Below are 22,811 nucleotides of genomic sequence, written 5' to 3' on the forward strand. Positions count from 1 at the left end.
AAAAAAGCATCTCAGAAACAATTGAGTCATTTCGAGATTTATCAAAGAATATGGTTAGGTCTAAATCAGCTAGGTATTTTCAACCCGGATAGTTTTGATTTACCTACTGAAATTAGTCCAGAAGTGACCTATCAATACTTTAGTGAAAATAGTAATTATAAAATTATTAACTTATGGTCTTTAATTGATGAAGACCGCGATTTTTTGGAAAAAAGTGGTTTATCCCTGGCTCACTTAGAGCTTATGGGTCAAGATAACCCAGACTTAGAAGAAATATATATTAATAGCTTTAATTCTGGTAATAATGACTTATATTTTCATAAAGGTAAAAACTTCAGGAACGAGATAGGGATACGGATGAACCGTAAAGCCGGGACGTATTTTCAGGATAGTATTATAGAAACAGGTTATATGTATCTACCTTGCCCAACAACTGGTCAAGTATTAAGAAGCAACCAGTCATTTGCTTGTCACTACCCTCACCCGGAAATACCTTTAGGTAATTACCCAATATTTATTTATCGTTTTTGTTGTTTAGAAGTATTCTATTTAGTATGTGCCGTTACTCCAACTGGAGATAAAAGCTTTCTTTATTTCCCCAGTAGAGAACTAGCTATTACCTTTGTTCCAGACTCCACTTGTCCTGTTAATCAGCAGAAAATAATTAATATATTAAAGGCAAATCTGGTCAGTCGTTGGTCTCTAGTCAAATCTTACATCTCTAGTCCGAAAGAAAAAGATGTATTGGCAGTTCTTGGCTATATGGCTAATATAGGTCACTACGTCTTAAATGATATGTCGGGACTTCAACATTTATTAGATAATCAAACTTTGTCCCAAATAGCTAGTTTTTTTATCGGAGATTTTGAATTTTTCAACATAGATGATACCTATCCAGAAATACAGAGCCAGATAATACGATCACAATCTGCTACTCTTTTTGAAACTATTTTGGAAAATAATTATTTAGCTGTATGGCCTACTAACTGGTTTATTTCGGAAGACTTATCTCGTCGTATATATGAAGGATCAGTGAAAAGATGTAGCCTCAATATTTTGCAAGCAATAGAGGACTCTAAACAACATTTTCCTTTAATCTGGATAGCAATTCGCAGTCACTATCGAGTTTGGTTATCGCAAGTTGAAGGAATAGCTAACATTATCAATAAATTATATGAAGACTATCCTAATTTAGCTGTTGTTTTTGATGGCTGGGGGAGGCATGAAATGTATGATCCTCGTGCTGAATCTGAGATTAAACGGGAAACAACAATTGTAGAGGAAATACTAGCTTTAGTCCATACAGATATCAAAGCCTATAATTTAATTGGAAACATGAGTTATGAACGGGTCGCTTGGGTTCAAGCAATAGATTTTTATATTTCTCCATTTGGTTCCGGTTTGACTTTTCCAATTTTGATTGCTAATAAGCCAGGAGTTATTCATGCGCATGGGGTATATGCACAGATGTTTCAAACAGGTGAATGGTCTCCATTTATTCGAGAAAACCTGACAGAATCTATTTTTCTACCCGCCGACTATACTGAGGATAAGCACTTTGGATTTGCGAATTATGATATTAGTTGGCAAAAAGTTTATGATGCAACTATTAAATTATTAAATTCTAAAGCTAAATTGAGCTAAGGGTTTACAAAAGTGATCGCCGTCTCAAAAAAATCATGTTATCGCCCTTAATTCTATTTCGCCAATGAACGTCTTTGTAACCAATCCAACATATTGCTTACACCCTCTTTAGAAGAAACCTTGGGTTCCCATCCCATCAGTTGTTTAGCTTTGGACACATCAGCCACAAAAATCTTCTGATCGCTGATCCGAGGTGCTAACTTCTCATAGTGTAATTTGACATCCAACAACTGTTCTAATAAATTAAACAACTCTAACAAAGACAAACTATTCTCCATACTTCCGCCAATATTAAACGCTTGTCCCCTTACATTTTCAATTTGAGCAACAGCATTTGCATAACAGCTTACAATATCACTAGCATAAAGAACATCTCGCACTTGCTTCCCATTCCCAGCTATGGTAAAATCTTGAGAATGTGGGTCTTTTTTCTGTTCTAAAGCCTTTTGACAAAACCAACCAATCCACCCTTGATCAAAGGTAGAAAACTGACGCCCTCCATAAATCGAGGAGTGACGAAATACAACTGTATTTAAGCCAAACATCCGAGCATAATCTAACATATATTGATCCGCAGCCCCCTTAGAACATCCATAAGGGGAATGAAAATCGATCGAAATCGATTCATCTAAGCCGTTGGGATATTGAGAACAAAAATAACGCTTCTCTCCTTCTTTATAGTGCAAATATTCCAAATCTCCATAGACTTTATTGGTCGAGGAATAAATAATCGTACTATTAGGAGAATATTGGCGTACCGATTCTAAAACATTAAAACTGCCAACAACATTCACTTCAAAATCAAAACGGGGATTCGCCAGGGAAGTTGCCATCGCCACCTGACCGACTAAATGAAAGATCACATCCGGCTTTGCTTCTTTAATCGTCCTCTCGACATCATTAATATTCCGAATATCAGCATGAATAAATCGAAAGTCCCCTTGACTGCGTAACCAGTCCAAATTATGACTCGCTCCAAAGCGATATAAACTATCAAAAACGACTAATTCATCGCCTTGTTTTAATACCTGTGCAGCTAAGTTACTGCCTAAAAAACCACAACCACCCGTTACTAAATATTTCATCAATAACTCCTACAATGTTCATCTATTATTTTCAGAATACCAAGGGATTGTTTGCCGCAATCCTTCTTCTAGTGGAATTTTAGAACTCCATCCCAATCCTTCTAAAGCCACTAAATTGGCTTCAGAATACATAACTTCCCCTTCTCGATAAGGAACCGCCCCAAAATTCAATTGAATAGACGAACCTGTTAACTGCTTTACGAGTTCCACAAAATTGCAGATAGATATAGCTTTTCCACTCCCTAATTCATACTCTTGATAAGCAGCGTTTAACAGATGTACTTTCTGCAAAAGCAGCCCATAAGCCGAAATTACATCATCAATGTGAATAAAATCCCGCTTTTGCTCACCCAGAGTTAAGTCTAATTCCGGCGAAGACAAACATTTTCTAATTACAAAAGCAGGGAACTTAGAATCATCATCCCCTGGGCCAAACATTTGCTCTAACTTGATATTGATAAAACGAATTTTCCCCAGTTTAGCCAAACGTTCCCCCCATTCTTGAAATTGAGCTTTTGACAGAGCGTAAAAATTTAACTGCTTGTCCAGGGGAGTATCTGTATTAAAATAAGTGGATACATTGAACTTAATGGCAGCATTAAGTAAGTGCATCGGAAAAACAGTATTGGCTTCAAATAAATCTGTAAATTCTTCATTTTTACGGCCATAAACTGTTGCTGTGTGAATCACTGCATCAATCCTGTCAAAATCTCTAAACGGTGTCTCTAAATCAGTCTTATCTAAATCATAGGAAACAATTTCAGACCAAATATCCTGAAGCCGATGAATATTAGAAAAGCTGCGTTTGAGAATAATCAGTTCATGACCATCTTCCAATAGTTTCTTGACAATATAGCTGCCCAAAAAACCCGTTGCACCTGTCAGTAGAACTCGCTTTTTGTCGGGCTGAGATTCTGAAGTTTCAACCATGTTGATAATTCCTACAAAAATCTCTAATTTTCGATATTGTATAAGTCAACATTTCCTCCGTCAATCCTGGAAATACACCCAGCCAAAAAGCACTGTGCATGACCTTATCTGTATTTACAAGTTCACCTACGACTCGATAATTTAATCCTTGATACAGGGGTTGACGTACCAAATTACCACCAAACAATAAACGAGTCCCGATGCGATTTTCCTCTAGATCCTGCACCAGGGCATTACGAGAAAAAGGTGCATTTTCCCTAACTGATAGCAGAAATCCAAACCAACTTGGCTCAGAATTTTCGGCTGCTTCCGGTAATACCAAAATATCTTGTAAATCTTGCAATTGCCGATACAGAAAATCAAAATTATGCCGACGTTTTGCCACAAACTCCGGTAACTTATCCAACTGAGCGCAACCGACGGCAGCCTGCATATCTGTCATTTTCAAGTTGTAGCCAACATGAGAATAAGTGTACTTGTGGTCATATCCAAACGGCAAATCCCCCAACTGCCAGCCAAATCGCTTCCCGCAGGTATTATCTATTCCAGGTGGACACCAACAATCGCGGCCCCAGTCGCGGAAAGACTCAACAATCTTCTTCAGACGAGTATCACTCGTTAACACTGCGCCTCCCTCACCCATAGTCATGTGATGGGCTGGGTAAAAACTCGCCGTTGATAGATGCCCAAATGTGCCGGTTTTCTTCCCTTGATAAAGGCTTCCCACCGCATCGCAATTATCCTCAATCACCCAGAGGTCATGCTTCTGTGCAAAAGTCATTACCGCCTCAATATTAAACGGATTACCCAATGTATGAGCAACCATAATGGCGCGAGTACGGGATGAAAAAGCAGCCTCTAACTGATCGGTATCGATATCGTAGGTGGGTAATTTTACATCTAAAAATACAGGCACTAACTGATTCTGAAAAATGGGATTCACAGTAGTAGGAAATCCAGCGGCAACTGTAATTACTTCATCCCCTGGTTGCAGCCGTTTATCTCCCAACTTCCGCGAAGTTAGTGCCGATAAAGCCAATAAGTTTGCAGAAGAACCAGAATTCACCAGCAGACAGTGCTTGACTCCCATCCACTCAGCAAACCGCTGTTCAAACTCAGCGGCATAGCGCCCAGTAGTCAGCCAAAAATCCAACGACGCATCGACTAGCTGCACTAACTCGCGATCGTCAAATACTTTACCTGACACTGGGACATAAGTTTGACCAGGAACAAACTGTTTGTGGGCAAACTTAAACTGATGGTATGCTTCAACGGCAGCAAAAACTTGCTCTCTAAGCCCTTGCTCTTGCTCTGAACTACTCACTGGGCGCGGTATGGATTGGGTCATGGCGATCGCAAATCAATAAGATAGTACAGGTATAAGTTCGGGAATCAATAAGTCACTATACCATTGAATCATCAATCACACGTTGATAAAACAGGGACTTTCATTCATCAAAAATTGCTCATACCACTCAATTGTTTCTTTCAACCCTTCTTCTAGAGGATATTTAGATTCCCAACCGAGCATTTTTCGCGCCTTATCTGCCGAAAGATACTGATGTTTAATTTCATTCTTAGCCCGATCCAATATGACTGGCTCTAAATGACTTTTACCCATCAATTTCAAAACATGATCTACCATGCCCCGCACAGAAATTTGCAGCTCGTTGCTGAAATTAAACGCCTCTCCCAAAACTTCTTTCCTATCCATTTGCTCAGCCAAATGCAGATAAGCTAAAACCCCATCTTTCGCATAGAAATAGTCCCGAATAAAAGTACCATCACTGCGGATGACTACTGGCTTGTCGCGTAATGCAGATCGAATTGTAGACGGAACAATGCGATTAAAATTCAAATCTCCGCCACCATAAAAGTTGCCACAGCGAGTAATGCAAACAGGCAAACCATAACTGACGTAGTAAGCACGACTGATTAAATCAGCACAGCTTTTAGAAACATCATAAGGGTGTTCTCCTTGCAGCGAAGTTGTTTCGCTGTAAGGCAGCACTACCTGATCTCCATAGGCTTTATCGCTAGATGCTATGACAATTCTACTCACACCACCGACGCGGCGACAAGCTTCTAGAATATTCCAAGTACCTTTAATGTTCGTTTCAAAAGTTGCGACTGGCTCTCTATTTGCAACTCCCACAATTGTCTGAGCTGCTAAGTGAAACACCGTGTCTACTTCATACTCATTAATCGCTCGTTCTACCGTTGGCAAATCTTCGACACAACCGCGAACGATATTAATCTGCCGATACCACTCTCCAGCATAAAGTCGGGATTGGGGCACTAAGTCACGGACTAATCCCGTTACCAAGGCTCCTCTTTCCAGCAACTCAGCCACTAACCAGTTACCCAAAAGACCTGTGCAACCTGTCACCAATACCGATCGATCGCGCCAAAATTCACTCATTCCCACACCCTCCAAGGAGCTTGTCCATTATCCCACAGTTCATTCAAATACTTATATTCACGGTAAGTATCCATCGCAAAAAAGAAACCTTCGTGGCGGTAAGCCATCAATTGTCCCTCGGCCGCTAACCGCTCTAGTGGCTCTCGCTCAAAAAAACAATCATCTCCGCTCAAAGCCTCAAATATGCTGCGGTGAAGTATCAAAAATCCTGCATTTGCCCAGCCATCTATTTGAGGTTTTTCCGTGAATTCCAGAACTTTGCCTTGGTTGTCCACATCTAAAATACCATATCGGGATATCGGACGCACTGTACTAACAGTTGCCAGCTTACCATGAGCCTTATGAAAATCCACCAGCGCCCCAATATCAATATCAGCAACTCCATCACCGTATGTCACCATAAAGGTATCATCCTTAATGTATTTTTCCACACGTTTTACCCGCCCTCCAGTCATGGTGTCGGGCCCTGTTTCCGCCAGCGTCACCTTAAAATCTTGCTCTTGGTGTTCCTCGTGATAGGTAATCTGGTTTTGGCGACCCAGACAAATAGTAAAATCATTATTCATCGCTTCATAATTGAGGAAATACTCCTTAATCATGTTGCCGCGATAGCCCAAACACACAATAAAGTCCAGAAAGCCGTAGTGGGCATAGGTCTTCATAATGTGCCAGAGAATCGGATACCCGCCCACATCAACTAAGGGCTTAGGACGAAATTCTGTTTCTTCTCGGAGACGTGTCCCCAAACCGCCGGCTAGTATAACTACTTTCATTGTTTTACTTTTTTAAAATGGTACATAATTTTTAGTTTCGAGTTGTCATGAGACAAGCGACTACCACAAATCTTTTTAACGAGTGTATTAGAATTTTGGGGGAATTTTTGCCCGATCGCCCATACCAATATCCAACCGTTGCCTTGTCAAGCATAACAGACCCCAACCCCTCTGAGAAAGTTCCCGCCAAAACCCCTGGGTATTATAGATGACCGATCGCCCCCCAGCCCCCAAGCCATCAAATATACCATAAATATTATCCCAAAAATAAATGAAGACGATCGCCCTCAAGCGATCGACCAATACGCGCGATCGGGTAAACTAGAAAGGTCGATCGCAGCCTACCCTTGTACTGAGGAGTCAAATCCCAACAGATGTATGAGAGTAGAGAACTATAATTGGCAGACAAAAAAATTAACTTAAAGTCAATCAAATAGCAAAAGGATAGTCAATGGCAGTAGTAGACCAAGACGAGAACTTGATACTGGCGATCGACCATTCGTGGTCTGATGACTGCGGACTCGGAATCCAAGGATGGATTGTGGGCAAAAAAGAAGGTGTTCTCGATGAAGTAGTAGTGGGCGCGGGCGATACCTTCGTCCCCATCTCCGCTTGGTATCCCCGTCCAGACGTAGCCGCAGCCTACCCGCAATACAATAACAACCCCAACTGTGGCTTCATTGTCTACCTACCTCGGACTGCAAAGCATCAACTTACTTTCCAGGCAAAAGCTCAAGGTGTAACCTACAGCAAAAATGTAACCTTTGCCGGGTCGCAGCCGTCAGTATACGATTTCGCAGCCTTCACCAATGACGACGACGGTATTTTCCTTGATTTTATCAACCTGGTTAATAACAATAATCTCCGGGTTCTAGAAATTGGTTCCCGAATCGTAAGTCCCGGAACCAGCAGCAAAAGATCTTTATTTTCAGGTGCAGCATCCTACACGGGGTTTGACTACTACGCAGACGCTAACACAGATGTAGTTGGGGATGCTCACAAACTCTCTCAATACTTCAGCACCCAGAAGTTTGATGCTATCTTTTCCACATCTGTATTTGAACACTTAGCAATGCCTTGGGTAGTAGCAATGGAAATTAATAAGTTGCTAGCAGTAGGTGGAATAACATTCCACAGTACCCACTTTGCCTGGCCCCTTCACGAGAGACCTTGGGACTTCTGGCGCTTCTCTGACGAGGGTCTCAAAGTTTTATTTTCTCAGGCTCTAGGATTTGAAGTGATAAGAGCTGAACTTTACGTTCCTTTACGAATGCACTTAGACACCATGATACAAGGTCAAGAAACACTAACAACTCAGCCGGCCTTTGGAGGAGTTGCCATCCTTGCGAAAAAGGTAGCTGAAATTAATTCAGACAAATTTAGATGGGATGTAACGCTAACAGATATTTTGACATCAGAAAGCCATTACCCCAAGCCAAAAGCTTAACTTTTGGGATTGTCCTACTCTTCAACAACAGCCATAATTTCCCCTAATTTGTCCTGAGCCTCAGAAAAATTGGGGTTTAAATATATGGCACGACGATAACACACAATCGCCCGCTCCTGCTTCCCTTGCTCTAGCAGGGTGTGGCCAAGGTTAAAGTATTCCTCTGCCGTTGTTTTGGGTTCCGAAATCGCGGCCGCATAACAACACTCGACAGCTTCATCTGGCTTGCCAATTTGCGAAAAAACCTTAGCCAAGTTGCGGTAAACACCAGCAAAATTCGGTTGAATCGCGATCGCCTTTTGGTAACAGGCGATCGCCACTTGCCACTGTTGCTGCTGTGCGTGAATAGTTCCCAGGTTGGCTAAAGCTTGAGCAAAATCAGGTTGAATTTCCAGAGCGCGAAGGTACCAACTCTTTGCCTCATCCAGTTTACCCTGAGCTTGCAAGACATTCCCCAAAGTCTTGTACGCCGGACCAAATTTGGGGCTAATCTTTAATGCTTGCTCGCAAACTGCGATCGCATCTTCTAACTTTCCTTGAGCTAAATACAACTCTGCCAGTTGATTTAACGGAGCCGCAGCACTCTCCATTTGTTGCAGTTGAGCCTGAACTTCGATGAGCTGAGACTTAGTTTGTGCGAGTTCTTCCTGAGTTTTTTGGTATTGAACGTGCCGGAGTTCAAGCTCTTCTTTAATTGGTTGCAGTTCTTCTTTAACTTCTTGCAGTTTAGTTGTAAATTGCTCAAATCCCCCAGCATTTTGGTGGAGTTTTGTCTGAGATTGCGCTAATCCTTCGCGAGTCTCCTCTACTTGAGGATCGAACTGTTCGCATTCTGCAGTTTTGACCAAAATTCCTGCATCTAGCTCTTCAATCTTTTTGTAAATGAATTGCCAGATTTCCGTGTTTAGCCAATAAAAACCATTAGCAAACAGCAGAGAACTCGCAGGTGCTGTTTTACTCCTGATCTCTTCTGCTTGAGTGGGTTTTGGCCCGTGAAAATGGATAATTTTTGCTTCAGGACTAAAATCCCAGTAGGATTTCCAATTTAGCTGGATATCCAACCTATCCCACTTGTCTTTGAAAAATAAGTTATAGGCTCCTTGGTCATAAGCTAGCTGTAATATTTGCTCCAAGTTTCCGTCAATAAAATCGTCAAATTCTTTCTGGATTTTTTGAAGATTTTTGACATTCATGTACAGCACACCACTATTCAAATATTCCCAGTTGTTGGGTTCGTGCTCGGGGGCTGCCGCCAAATATTCACAGGTTATACCCTGCAAGTAATCCACCACATCGCCAAAAAACATGACATCGCAGTCAGTATAAAAAACATACTCATCCGGTATTTCATAAATTTCTACAATTTTGGGAATTTCAATTCTCAAAAATGCACCGAAAGCTACGGTTGAACACCCAGGATATTGAGTGTGGAGTTTCTCATAATGAGGTGTTCTGTGGTAAATAATCTTAACACCATTCTTTTGCAGCCAATCTGTCAATTCATTCTCTTGGCCGTCATAAATGCAATATGGTTCTAGCGAAGTATTTTGTTTAGCAGTATAAACTGCTACTTTAATCATTTGCGAATAAATTTCAAAACCAGGACTAGCTTCATTAATTGCAAAAAACCATTTCATCCGGTACTTTTGTTTCTGATTGCCGAGGGGGAAATGATATACCACTTCCTGCAATCGAACCAGTCCTAACTTGACGCGAGTTTCGTCGGCTAAAACTGCTTGGATTAGCACCTCAGATTCCGGCTGCTTTCCTGCAAGAAGGTCCAGCTTAGCTTTGTAAGCGCTACGTGCTGCTAGCGGTACTCCGGGAAAAGCACTGGCTACATCCGATCGATACCCGCCAACGGGGGTTGTACAGAGAGTTTCGCCATTATAAATAAACTCAACTGCCACAGCTCGATCGCTCTTGCCCAACACCCAACCAGACATCAAAATTTTACTGTTATCTACTTTACCGATCGCAGGCGAATCTATATTAAATCCCCGCAGCCATTCCAGAGCTTCAGGATAAGCCGGTGCAACATCCAGAACAGCCACAATTTTCAGTTGCAGGGGATTTGATTCGTTTTCTAAATATTGATTAGCTGTCACTAAACCGTACCCGCTTTCATCTTCTTCCCAAGTTCCAGACCCGTGCCAGTATAGCGGTTCGCTATCCCAAGGATCGAAAGGAATTAATGTTTTCGACGGCAAGTGAGGGCGGAAGAAAAACTTGCACCGTTCATTTAGCATTGATGCTGCAACAGAAAAGGTACTGTTTGAAATAGCCAAAACATCGCACTGGCTCAATATATAAAAGTCTGGATAGAAAGGAGCCTCTGGCATTTCTACACCCAAATCTTTGACAGTTACCGGATAATAATCGGCAAAATCATCTACAACCTCTTCAAGTTCATCGCTGGCAATAAACAGTACCGGCTCTTCCAAAGTTTCCCACAACCCCTGCAACCATTTTTTGTAGCAACTATTGGGAGCAATAAACATAAATTCGGCATAAGGCCCCCAGTAATCGCCGCGCCGCAAATGCAAGCCAACAATCGTTTTTCCGCGTTGTCGGAGGCTGCTGACTGCTGCTGCTACCTTCGCTTCTACTTCTGGCATGGGTTGGAAAAGCGATCGAAATAACTCTTTGTGTGGCGCGTAATACTTAGTGGGTATCTGATAGGTTGGCCCGCCAAATTCTACATTGCCCAAAGGTGCTTCTGCATTAATTATCCCCAATCCCGAATCATGAACCACAGGCAAGCTTTTAGAAATAGGTGGCTCACTGTGTCCGAACAAATATTGTCCGATCCACGGTGACGTCTCCACGCGAATATTTTGCTGTTGTTCATGAATTTTCAGCATCGCATACAAAAATATTTGATTGCCAAACCGCGCCCTACTAAGGATAGACATAGTAACGAGCGGTTTTTTCACATAAAAACCATCGCCCCAAGATGGGTGGGGAGTGGTGGTAGCTACCCGCTCGAAACCGTGCCTGTCTAAAAACTCATCTAAATCATGAACGAGCGCGCAACCTTCATAGAGTTCTTGGTAATTAACTTCCGTATTAATCGCATCTACATATTGCAGCCAATTGGTTGCTCCTTGCAAAGCCAAAAGTTCTGCACCTTGAATATCGATGTTTAAGATATTAAAGTCAGCCGGGTTTAAGTCCAATTCTTGCAGCAGCGTATCCAGAGTTTTTGAAGGCACTGTTACTTGATGTGTTTCCACGATATCGGGATAGATATCCTGATGATGCTTCAGCGGCAAAATTGAACTGCTTTGATCGTAAGAAGTAACGTGCAAATTAATAATACCGTTGCGATCGCTAATCGCGCAATTCACAGCTTGCGCGTTCGGGTACCCAGCTAAATTAGCTTGCAAGCGTTCAAAAACAGCGGGATTAGCTTCTACAAACAGTATCTTTTGCGCTCCCATTGCTTGGTAATATCCCACTTCCGTACCTTCATGAGCACCTACATGAATAATGCCTTTAGGAGTAATTGAATGCTGGGTGCAAAGTTGCGGTACATCCAAAAGTCGAGGAGGTTCTCCCAACACATTAGCTCGGAAGCGATCGTTGACTGCTAAGAAGTTGCTCCATTCAAAAACTTCATATTCTGGCTGAAAATTAGGTCTGTATTCTAAGCCCTGTGGCAAAATCTTAAAAATAGAGTACCGATACTTTTGCAGATACTCACACACTTCTCTTAAAGTGATATTTGCCTCGCGATAAGTTGTACCGTATTCAAATTGAATGTAATCGATTTTGCCATATTTCAGTAAATCCCTTGCACCGTACAATACATCTAATTCTGCGCCTTCAACATCAATTTTTAGAAAATTTATCCGCTTGATACCCAAACGCTGACAGTAACGATCAACAGTTGTAGTGAAAACAGTACACTTTTGGGGAGGCTGAATCCAACCTTGACTCTCCATCCAACAACTACGATAAAACGTACTCAAGGTGGAATGATCGTCGTACTGATAAAAAGTCTTAATTTCTTCTCGACTGCCCGCAGCCATATTTTGGGCTAGGATTTTTACATTATTTTCTCTCCTTAAGCTGTCTACCAAATTTTTGTGGACTTGAGCCAAAGGTTCAAAAATGTGCATTTCTGCTACATCTTGGTGTCTTGTCAAAACCTCTTTTGCCCATTCACCGATATTAGCACCCACATCGAAAACGATATCCCCTGGTTTAATGTATTGGGCAACTACTTGGCTTTCTCCCGGCAACAGATGAGAACTCGTTGAACTAATATGGTCTTGAATCCAGTACGGTATAATCATCTGTTGTGGCTCTACTATTTCTGGCTGTGCTTCTACTGCGGGCTTACTCTCTATTCCCGTCCTTAAAGAAATAGGACGTTGATTAATATTTCCGTACCAATTATCTTTACCTTCACCGCACATATATTGCCAATCTGCATCAGCAATCAGATGAGAAAAGGGAGCGATGATGTCTGTCAAGATTAACGACCAGTTATTACTTTTTGAAAATCTGACCAAATAAGATTCAATGCCTTGCCGATGGCAATAATAAGTATTCGGGAGCGTCAACATTTTAGAACCAGTCGCTAACTGCCGGAAACCAAAGGTGTGAGTGTCTAGCGCCCCGGAAGATTCAGAATAACCTCCCCCTCTCACCCAGCTTTCTTTGGTAAACAGATAGTTGCCGCTCGCTCCCGGCACGTCGTGTCGCGAGAAAAAGTCCGCTAAAGTAATTTGGTCTTGATAAATCCATTTATTAATAATATTTTCCTGGCATCCTTCAAAGAAATGAATTTCTTGGAATGCAGCTACATCTGCACCGGAATTCACTAAAAACTCTTTTAATTTTGGGATACTTCCTGGAACTAAAATATTATCTGAATCCAAGCAGAAAAGCAAAGGATGCCTGGCATTTTGGACGGCAGTATTTCTCGCTGCTCCGCCCCCTTTGTTAGTTTCGTGACGGAAAATATTGATAAATGGATACTTAATTTTGAGTCGTTCCAGTATGCCTTCCGTATTATCCGTAGAGCAGTCATTAACAATAATTAACTCATCCCCCTGTTCAAAATTTCCCTTTAATATCGAATCAACGGACTCTTCGATAGTTTCTTCGCAGTTGTAAGCAGGGATAAAAAAGCTAATATTAGTGAGTGGCTTTTCTACCCACCAGACACTTTCTCCTGGGGTATGAACTTGACTGTGAAATCTTCTAAAAAACTCATCAACAGCATGCTTGACGCCCGGAAAATCTGCGCGGTCGTAGCCACATCCGCCAATAACAGCACCGCTTTTAACTTTGCCGTACCAGTTGCATAGCTGATCCCACAAACCTTTATAGGAAAGTTCGTCAATGTAGGCGACATCGAAAGCTTGTCCTGTAGGTGCTCCTGTATTTAACTTTTTGTTCTCAACGATTGTGCAAAACAGATTGTAGGCGTTTTCCTGCCAACCGGGAATTTCTTGACTGATATTCACAGGTTGCTTTTCTACCCACCAAACGCCTTCCCCTTCAGCGTGAATTTGGAAGTTTAACGGTGTGAAAAACTCATCAATAGCTTGTTTTACCCCCGGAAAAGCAGGATGCTCGTAATCGTGTCCGCCAATAATACCGCCTATTTTAACTTTAGGATACCAAATGCAAAGATCGTCCCAAACACCTTTGTATGAATGATCGGCATCGATGTAAACAAAATCGACCTCTCCAACTATTTCATTAATAGCTATTCTCGATAGTTGGCGGATGTGCTGATATCTTTCGCCGAAAACGCTAAATCTTTGCTGAATGTAATTGTACAGGGCATCAAATTCTTCTTGAGGAAGATTCATTGGGTCTTCGTAACCTTCCATGTGGAGGTAGGGGTCTACTCCATATAATTTTTCTACAGATGTATGTTGCAGAATAGATTCTGAATGACCTCCAAAAGCCACTCCTATTTCTACCCCGATTTTTAGGTTTTTATTGGCTATAGCTTTGCCAAATAATGGGTAAGCTAGTCCCCACACGGCTTCCGCCTCTTTTGCGTGTCGGTCGATTTTATCTAACAATGAAACTGAGACCATATTAGTGCTTCCCGCATAGGTTCTGAGTGATGCCAAATATTCTAAAATATATTTGCACCATTTCTGATAACATAATTTTTCTTGATAAATTTTTTCTGCTCTTTGACCCATTTCTAATAGTTCAGATGTATTTAAAGAATCTAGCAGACTATTTAAATTGGTGGCCGAGCTAGTAAATAAACTAATTTCGTGCCAATCGATAAACTCCTTAAACGGTCTTGTGTCGATATCACTAAGCATTAAGGGTGCTACCCCCAGTTGCATTGCTTCAAAAAACCGAAAAGAGCTACCGCCATATCCTCTAGGGCAGAGTGCAACATAAGACTCTAGAGTTTTCTCAACAAATAATTCTGTGCTGCCATTAGCCATACACAAATCGTTCCGATATTTGATGGTATCAAACATCTCTTGTCGGATACTATGATTTGGAAGAAGACCAATAAAGGCACTTAGGTACTTTTTCGATGGTTTAACTTGAGGAATTCTATGCAATGAGCAAAGTAAAGGAATATCTACACCCGTTTCAGTTCTGCGAGAGGAGAGAAAATTTATTGTTGCTCCTAGATTTACCAAAGGCCCATCATCATATTGACAGATGGTAAATGTTTTGTTGTCAGACAATATCGAAAGATTAACTGATTGTTGAAGTTCCGACAAATCCGTTTTTTCAAAATAATGATTGATGTAATATCTTGTCCAATAAACTGGTAAATAATGCCAGTCGGCTTCATTGGGATTGTCTGTGAGAAGGTTAGGATTACTGTGAAGATATTGAAAAAAATCTTGCTCTACACCATAGTCGCTGTTATGAGCAGGATGGAGTATCCGTGCAGATCCAGGCTGAAATCGACTGTCAATAGGTAAAATGTATATCTTCATAACTATTTCACTAGGTCGGCAAAAATATTTCCGTTTTCAGGTCTGTCATTGGGATCGGGACGGTATTCAAGAGGAACTAAAGGAGATAGACTTTGATTTCGACCATTGAATAGCACTTTTGAATAACCAACCATTAAAGCCAGCTCTTGTAGCAAACACGGAGTTAAAACATTTAAGTGCTGGTGAGTTTCCCATTCACCAATGTATACCCCTTTGATTCCTTTTGTAAAGTCTGAATAATCGCGCATTGATGAAATAAGATTGGGAGTATTGACTCGGTGTACTCCTTCTTTTTTCAAGACTCGCCAAGCTTCTGCTAAAAGAATGACCTGAGATTTCTGATCGATATGTTCAAGGAAATCTTCGTGGAAAATTACATCAACGGAATTATCAGCAAAGGGGAGACCGGTTCTTAAATCCATAGCCAAGAAATCTGAGCTATCACCCCGCATCTCTTCTGGATAATACTTGTCTGTGTAGTGCTTCAAGTGGTGGTGATAATGTTGGTAATTTAAATCCATATTTCTCCAACCTTTCAGAACTCGGGGCCCGCATCCCAAATGTAGCTTTAAGACTTGACCTGCTGTGTCTGGCTGGGTAGACTGTAGTTGTTCTAATTGCACTTTAACCTCTATCTAATTTCTCTTATTTGGCAACTTGATGTAGCAAACCGCAAAAATAGACCGATCGCCCCTTCTTACTACCTCCCTCATTCCCACATCTTTCAAGGATCTGTCCATTATTCCACAGCTCGTTCAAATACTTATATTCCCGGTAAGTATCCATCGCGACAAAGAAACCGCCGTGGCGGTAAGCCATCAATTGCCCCTCTGCAGCCAAACGAACTGTCCCCAAACCCCCAGCTAACATAACTACTTGCATTGTTTCATATAATTTATCCTATCGCTTTAGCACAGCCTAAATCCCTCCATAATTTCTTTGTGATCAAACTGAGTTCAGCACCAGAATCAACAAGCATTTTCACTGTTACTGCGTTCAGAGACTCCAGTTTTAATTCATACTTAGGTTGCCAATCGCGAGCTTTTAATCTCCTCTTTCTCACAGGATAAAAGCGGATAGGTTCTACAAACTAGCTTTCAAATATACGCTCAATTACATAATCTAAGCTTGACAAGCTGGGATCGACACCATCTTTCATTTTGTCATAATCCCGATCGCCACTAATCACACCTTCGTTAGTATAAGCTATCCACTGACCCGATATTTTTTCAACTCTCGGCGATTAGCCTTATACCACTCCTTAGCTGTCGCATATTCTGCTCCCATATTTTCACCCCATAAATTTCCCTCAAATCTGCCTCGCCTCTACCATCATCCGCACCACATCGGGCATTTTATATTTTGCCTCCCAGCCCAATTTTTCTTTCGCCTTACCCGGATTTCCCCTCCCAACTGCAATCTCCGTCGGTCTGTAGAGACTCGCATCAGTTACCAAATGTTCCTGCCAATCCAAACCCGCAGCCACAAACGCTGTCTGCACGAACTCCTCCAAAGGATAACTCGCACCAGTAGAAATTACATAATCGTCCGGTTCATCCTGCTGCAACATCAAATACATCGCCTCCACATATTCCGGGGCCCAGCCCCAGTCCCGCTGCACTGAAATATTTCCCAAATGCAGTTTTTCGGAACTACCAGCAGCAATCCGGCACACGACTGATACAATCTTTTGGGTGACGAACCTCTCCGGCCGCAGCGGGGACTCGTGATTGAACAAAATACCAGAACACGCAAACAAATTGTAAGCTTCCCGATAATTTGCTACTTCCCAAAATGCTGTTGCTTTCGCTACCGCGTAAGGACTTCTGGGGCGAAAGGGCGTATTTTCATTCGCTGGATTGCCTCCGGTATCCCCAAAACATTCGCTGGAACTGGCATTGTAAAGTTTAATTTTACCGCCTGTAAACCGAATTGCTTCTAACAGATTTAACGTGCCTGTAGCAATGCTTTCGAGAGTTTCTACGGGTTGCTCAAAAGACAGACCGACGGAACTTTGACCTGCTAGATTGTACACTTCGTCGGGCCCAATTTTTGCTAGGACTTGCAAGACACTGCGAAAATCGTTGAGAGACATCGATTCTAGTTTTACTCTGTCTCGGATTCCTAAACTTGCAAGGTTTCGGAAACTCGACATTTGGGCATCCCTAGAGGTGCCACAAACTTCATAACCTCGATCGAGCAACAGTTGAGCTAAATAAGCTCCATCTTGACCGGATATACCACAAATTAACGCTTTTTTCATATAAATTATTTATGTTGATGATTCGGCGGTTGAAACCGATCCTACACAAACAAAGTCTGCCTTCGCAGACTAAGAACTCAAAATCATTGAGACAGGGCTCATATCAAATCCGGTAGCATCGGAATTAATATTACCCGAAATTAGGAGACGGCAGTGCCCATAGGTGTCAACTTAAGCCTGAAATCCTTGATAAATATCGCTTTTACCCCAGTCCAGATCCCCCTAAATCCCCCTTAAGAAGGGGAGTAGGGGTTGACTTTGAGAAGACTCCTGTCCCCCCCTTCTTAAGGGGGAGTAGGGGGCAAGCTAAGGGGGGATCTAGATTTAATAGTCAAACAGCAGTCTCTGACTACGTTTGACGTTAAGTTGACACTCCTTGGGCAGTGCCGTCTCCCTACAATTAATCAAGGTAGGGACACGGCACTGCCGTCTCCTCTATATCATAAGGAATTTAGCCTTGAGGCAGGGGTTTCAACCCCTGCCTCAAGGCTGGACTGCCAGAAAAAAGTCATGGATCTAGCCTTCCCAGCGTTCGGCGACCAATTCAGCCAAGTCAACAACCCGCTGACTGTAGCCCCACTCATTGTCGTACCAAGACAACACCTTCACCATGTCGCCGTCCATCACCAGAGTCAAACTGGCATCCAAGATTGAAGAAGCATCATTTCCGCGATAGTCGCAAGAAACCAAAGGCAAATCGTTGTATTCCAAAATCCCCTTCATCGAGCCTTCGGCTGCTTCTTTGAAAACTTGATTTACCTGCTCGGTAAAAGTCTTTTTCTCTACCTGAGCCACAAAATCAACTACCGACACGTTGGGAGTCGGCACCCGCATGGCGATGCCATTTAACTTACCCTTCAACTCTGGAATCACCAAAGCCACAGCTTGAGCAGCTCCAGTAGAAGTCGGCACAATATTCATCGCCGCAGCCCGCGCCCGCCGCAAGTCGCGGTGGCTGGCATCCAACAAGCGCTGGTCGCCAGTATAGCTGTGGGTAGTCGTCATCATGCCTTTGATGATGCCAAAATTGTCGTTAAGCACTTTCAGTACGGGAGCTAGACAGTTAGTGGTACAGCTAGCATTGCTGATGACTGTGTAGTCATTGTGCTTGTAGTTGTGGTGGTTGACTCCCATCACATAAGTCCCTACTTCTGGCCCTTTACCCGGAGCAGTAATCAGCACTTTTTTCGCGCCGGCCGTGATATGCTTCGATGCACCAGCTTGGTCAACGAAGACACCGGTTGCTTCAATAATCAGATCAATACCCCAATCTTTCCAAGGCAGGTTGAGCGGATTACGATCGCTCACGCATTTAACTGTCTTGCCATTGAGAATAATCGAATTTTCATCCGTACTGATGTCCACACCCTTCAACGTTCCCATCATGGAATCGTATCTCAGCAAGTGGGCATTAGTTTTGGGATCGGAAGTGTCATTAATTGCTACGAGTTCGAGCTGGCTATCTTCTCGGCCCAACCAGCAGCGCGTAAAACTGCGCCCAATACGTCCAAAACCATTGATCGCGACTCTAATCACCTTATTACCTCCTAACGATTGCAGCCCTTAGCTCAGGCTTAAATTTTGGAAAAATTTAAGAATTGACTTATGAGACAAGATCATATCGCAAAGGCTGATCCTTTCTAACTTTTCGTCTGTATCAAAAAAGCCTAAACTTTTTTGAACTCGCCAGAAATCCCCAGGCCAAAGGCATTCAGATTTCGGCTGCTGGTTGCTGGTAAAGGTTGTGAGTCGCAATATAAGTCCGTACAGCTTCCGGGACTAAGTAACTGAGATCGCGATTTTCGGCACAGCAGCGGCGGATGTGGCTCGACGAAATCTCGATCGCACGCATGGAAAGCACCTCCCAGCGAATTTCCACATTCACCAGAGCCATCTTTTGAGCAACTTTACAGCAAACAGCTTTTGTCTGATCCTGCATTTTGTCATCCCCATCAATGGCTGCATCCCACAAACTATCCCCCCACTCAAAGGAGCAAATTTCCCCGCTTTTTTCTCGATCCCGATTTTTCTGACTCGGACGCGGGGCCACCAACCAGTCGCACAACCCGCCAATTTCGCTGCACCGGTGCCATTTGGGGAGAGTTTGGAGCGCGTCGCTACCAATAATCCAGTACCACCGATCGCCCGGATAGATTTTTTGCAAATATAACAAAGTGTCAATAGCAGAAGTTCCAGAGGGATTGGTATCCACTGGCAAAAGTCCAAAATCCGACCGCCCAGCCGTTGCCAGAGCCACCATTTCCCGCCTTTGGTAAAAACTTGCCAAAACACTGTGCGACTTGTGACGAGGGGTGCGATCGATCGCCCAAATGACTCGATCGATCCCAAATTGACTCACCGCCGTCTCGGCCATCAACAAATGCCCGAAATGAACCGGGTCAAAAGTCCCCCCCAAAATCGCTACTTTTTCCATATTTCCCAAAAATTAGGATTAATACAGACTTTACCGAAATTTTATTTTTGTAGGCTTTGACCAGTTATTAGTCCGATCGCGGATTAGTTCGTAGTGCCGACTTAAGTCCGCTCCCAGACACCAGCATTACTTTTGTCTGTAAACAAAGTGAGAAACCTACTATAGCTCAGTCTGGGCAACATCATGTCAGATTGAGTTTTGCCAAAAGGGTATAGCGGTTATCAAAAAAGTGAGGATAGCCCGATACCCTATGCCCTATGCCCTATGCCCTATGCCCTATGCCCTATGCCACATAGTACCTCATCTTTATAAATTATACTTAGCATACTTAATAGAAAAAATGGGTTTAAAGCCTGTTCCTTGTAAAGAGAACGGAAAAATTAATTTCCCTCGCAGAAAATCTCAAAAGCGCGATCGGTCAACAGTCAACAGTTGAACGTACCAACAGATCAAACACTAAAAAATGAGCGAAGTTGTGCCATACGTGGTAGTGTTTGTAAATCCTGATGGGTTTGACCCTCAATCTTCGTAAAAAGATTGTGGGACTTTTGCTGTCGTATCCCAGCACAGCAGGCGGATAGAAATAGAAAGAATGCAGGACTGTGCAACCGCCCAAAATTAGTCAGCCGATCCTGGCCCCAAACCCCATTCTCTCTGACCTGCAATTTTCTCTTTTGTGACTGTTCCGGAAAACTACTCGGTACTAAGTCAAATAGGATACAAGACAAACCTCTCTACAAATCCCGAAATTTAGGGAAGCGCAGAGAATTGTGTACAAAAATGTCTAGCGAACTGTATCCTGAAAAAAACAATTCTTGATGTCAGGAACCTCAGCCCTGACGGCATGAGGCTTGTAATATTCTTACGATCCGTCCTGACGGGCCGTATACTTCCCTTGGTCTAGGTTTTTTGAGTCACGATACCCTGGAGAGTGCGAAATCCCCTGAGAGTGTCATTTGCAGTTAAACAGTTTCCAGGTAACAGAAACAGTGCTGCAAGTCTAAAAAGCTCAGAAAACATATGCCGACAAGCTAACTTTACCCCGCAAGGGAGTTTTGGAGACAACCATATCTCCACAGAGGAGCAACCATACTCCTCCTTCCCGAAAGGGAATATAAAGCCGTCCTATAAAGCTTGCCCTAAGCTTGCCGAAGGGACGGGGTTTCTAACCATTTTTTTGATGATATCGCGTGTTATTGGCGTGGCGTGGTGTGTGAGGAGCGAAGATGCCGAGTTCTGTTGATTTCAGCGGTAGACCATTTCATTTCATCGGCATTGGTGGAATTGGGATGTCAGCCATTGCCTACATTCTAGCTAAACGCAAGTTGCCCGTGTACGGCTCCGATATTAAATCGAGTCACATCACCGAGCGCTTGCAAGAAATGGGAGCTCACATTTTTTGGCGTCAAGACGCCAGCAATTTTGAAGTTTTTCAAACGGCCATCAACGGTAGCAGTCCCGATCGCGGGACACCCGAAAATATAGTATCCTCGGTCGCTGGTGCGGTAGGGACTTCCGTCGCGACAGCCAAAGCTCTCAAATTGAACGGCAACGGTTTAGACGCCCCAGCAAATGGGGGATTGCCTCAAGTAGTATGTTCGACGGCAATTCACCCTGCAAATGCCGAATATCGAGCTGCTCTAGATTTGGGCTGTCCGATTTTTCATCGATCGGATGTGTTGGCCGCCTTAATTAAAGATTACCAAAGCATAGCCGTAGCTGGGACTCACGGCAAAACTACTACTAGCAGCTTAATCGGCTTCATGCTGATGGCTGCGGGTCTAGACCCGACGATCGTAGTAGGAGGCGAGGTAAATGCTTGGGAAGGCAATGCCCGTGTCGGCCAAGGCCCCTACTTAGTTGCCGAGGCTGATGAATCCGACGGTTCTCTCGTCAAGCTGGTAGCAAAAATTGGCATAGTGACCAATGTGGAACTGGATCATCCAGACCATTACGACACTCTCGACCAGGTGATAGACATATTTAAGGTGTTTGCCCAAAACTGTCAAACCTTGGTGGGCTGCATTGACGACAAAATCGTCAAAGACTGCCTCGCGCCCAATGTCAGCTACAGCTTGCGGCCGGATAGCGGTGCTGACTACACGGTTTCGGGAGTGGAGTACGGGCCCGAAAGCACCAAGGCTGGTATTTGGGAGCGAGGAGCTTTCCTGGGGGAAATGGAGTTGAAGTTGCTGGGGACACACAATCTCAGCAATGCACTAGCGGCGGTAGCAGTGGGTCGATTGTTGGGGTTGGAGTTTTCGGCGATCGCCAAAGCGATTTCCGGCTTTGAAGGCGCTCGCCGCCGTTTTGAGGTACGGGGTTTTTACAATGACATCTTGTTTGTGGACGACTACGCCCACCACCCGAGCGAAATTCTCGTCACCTTGGCGGCGGCTCGCTTGCGTATCGAAGGTAGCGAAAAAAATCAGAAATCCCGAAGAGTGGTTGCCATTTTTCAACCGCACCGTTACAGCCGAACTCTGACATTTTTGCCAGAATTTGCTCAATCTTTTGGGGATGCAGATTTGGTTGTGGCTTGCGATATTTATAGTGCTGGGGAACCGAATTTAGGAAAAATTAGCGGGCAGCAGGTTGCTGATTTGATTGCTAAAGCAGGCCCAGAGGTTGTTTTTGCGCCTTCCTTGGAGTCGGTAAGTAAGTTTTTAACCGAAAATCTGCAACCGGGGGATTTGGCTCTGTTTTTGGGTGCTGGTAATCTGAATCAGATTATTCCAGAGGTGATGGCTTTTTATCAAGAAGCTTCGCGCCCAAATTAGCCCGCGCCTGCGAGTCGATCGACATCCAAGGCGGTGCAGGTTTTACCGACACTGCTCGATGAGGGCGACTCGCTCAAAATGGCTGCCCG

The 22,811-nt window shown here is 43.2% G+C and carries 14 protein-coding genes and 1 pseudogene; 3 read left to right on the top strand and 12 right to left on the bottom strand.

All coding sequences use genetic code 11. From position 1 onward, the window contains the following. A pseudogene (locus QUB13_RS05985) lies at positions 1–1,644 on the top strand (TIGR04372 family glycosyltransferase); the annotation flags it as partial. Between the two features lie 53 nt (positions 1,645–1,697). Here the strand turns inward: QUB13_RS05985 and QUB13_RS05990 are convergent. From QUB13_RS05990 to QUB13_RS06015, 6 genes are all read right to left on the bottom strand, one after another. Next, positions 1,698–2,729 (bottom strand): GDP-mannose 4,6-dehydratase, encoded by a 1,032-nt coding sequence (locus QUB13_RS05990; protein WP_333379680.1) that lies wholly within the window; start codon positions 2,727–2,729, stop codon positions 1,698–1,700. 18 nt (positions 2,730–2,747) lie between these two features. Then, positions 2,748–3,659 (bottom strand): NAD-dependent epimerase/dehydratase family protein, encoded by a 912-nt coding sequence (locus QUB13_RS05995; RefSeq protein ID WP_333379681.1) that lies wholly within the window; start codon positions 3,657–3,659, stop codon positions 2,748–2,750. Continuing rightward, the gene (rfbH, locus tag QUB13_RS06000; RefSeq protein ID WP_333379682.1) at positions 3,652–5,007 is read right to left on the bottom strand and encodes a lipopolysaccharide biosynthesis protein RfbH; all 1,356 of its coding nucleotides are present in this window, start codon (positions 5,005–5,007) and stop codon (positions 3,652–3,654) included. Before rfbH ends, QUB13_RS05995 begins: the two co-directional genes overlap by 8 nt. 75 nt (positions 5,008–5,082) lie before the next feature. After that, positions 5,083–6,081: a GDP-mannose 4,6-dehydratase gene (locus tag QUB13_RS06005; RefSeq protein ID WP_333379683.1), complete on the bottom strand. Its 999-nt coding sequence runs from the start codon at positions 6,079–6,081 to the stop codon at positions 5,083–5,085. Continuing rightward, positions 6,078–6,854, bottom strand: a complete 777-nt coding sequence (rfbF, locus tag QUB13_RS06010; RefSeq protein WP_333379684.1) for a glucose-1-phosphate cytidylyltransferase — start codon at positions 6,852–6,854, stop codon at positions 6,078–6,080. The genes QUB13_RS06005 and rfbF overlap by 4 nt, the downstream gene beginning before the upstream one ends. 87 nt (positions 6,855–6,941) lie before the next feature. Continuing rightward, positions 6,942–7,157, bottom strand: coding sequence for a hypothetical protein (locus QUB13_RS06015; RefSeq protein ID WP_333379685.1), 216 nt, complete (start codon positions 7,155–7,157; stop codon positions 6,942–6,944). A gap of 148 nt (positions 7,158–7,305) precedes the next feature. On the opposite strand from QUB13_RS06015, the gene QUB13_RS06020 reads away from it, so the two are divergent. Beyond that, positions 7,306–8,301, top strand: coding sequence for a methyltransferase domain-containing protein (locus QUB13_RS06020; protein WP_333379686.1), 996 nt, complete (start codon positions 7,306–7,308; stop codon positions 8,299–8,301). A 14-nt stretch (positions 8,302–8,315) separates the two neighbouring features. Here the strand turns inward: QUB13_RS06020 and QUB13_RS06025 are convergent, their stop codons facing one another. From QUB13_RS06025 to nadD, 6 genes are all read right to left on the bottom strand, one after another. Next, positions 8,316–15,245 carry an FkbM family methyltransferase gene (locus QUB13_RS06025; protein ID WP_333379687.1) on the bottom strand — a complete coding sequence of 2,310 codons (6,930 nt, stop codon included), beginning with the start codon at positions 15,243–15,245 and terminating at the stop codon, positions 8,316–8,318. Positions 15,246–15,247: 2 nt separating this feature from the next. After that, positions 15,248–15,868 carry a class I SAM-dependent methyltransferase gene (locus tag QUB13_RS06030; RefSeq protein WP_333379688.1) on the bottom strand — a complete coding sequence of 207 codons (621 nt, stop codon included), beginning with the start codon at positions 15,866–15,868 and terminating at the stop codon, positions 15,248–15,250. A 22-nt stretch (positions 15,869–15,890) separates the two neighbouring features. After that, positions 15,891–16,115 carry a hypothetical protein gene (locus tag QUB13_RS06035; protein WP_333379689.1) on the bottom strand — a complete coding sequence of 75 codons (225 nt, stop codon included), beginning with the start codon at positions 16,113–16,115 and terminating at the stop codon, positions 15,891–15,893. 439 nt (positions 16,116–16,554) lie between these two features. Then, positions 16,555–17,508, bottom strand: coding sequence for a GDP-mannose 4,6-dehydratase (locus QUB13_RS06040; protein ID WP_333379690.1), 954 nt, complete (start codon positions 17,506–17,508; stop codon positions 16,555–16,557). Positions 17,509–18,024: 516 nt separating this feature from the next. Then, positions 18,025–19,044, bottom strand: a complete 1,020-nt coding sequence (locus QUB13_RS06045; RefSeq protein ID WP_333379691.1) for a type I glyceraldehyde-3-phosphate dehydrogenase — start codon at positions 19,042–19,044, stop codon at positions 18,025–18,027. 175 nt (positions 19,045–19,219) lie between these two features. After that, positions 19,220–19,942, bottom strand: a complete 723-nt coding sequence (nadD, locus tag QUB13_RS06050) for a nicotinate (nicotinamide) nucleotide adenylyltransferase (RefSeq protein WP_333379692.1) — start codon at positions 19,940–19,942, stop codon at positions 19,220–19,222. A 1,226-nt stretch (positions 19,943–21,168) separates the two neighbouring features. On the opposite strand from nadD, the gene murC reads away from it, so the two are divergent. Further along, positions 21,169–22,722, top strand: a complete 1,554-nt coding sequence (gene murC, locus QUB13_RS06055) for a UDP-N-acetylmuramate--L-alanine ligase (RefSeq protein WP_333379693.1) — start codon at positions 21,169–21,171, stop codon at positions 22,720–22,722. Positions 22,723–22,811: the final 89 nt, after the last annotated feature.

Origin of the sequence: Microcoleus sp. B4-D4, from assembly GCF_036705185.1 — a bacterium.
Lineage (GTDB): Bacteria > Cyanobacteriota > Cyanobacteriia > Cyanobacteriales > Microcoleaceae > Microcoleus.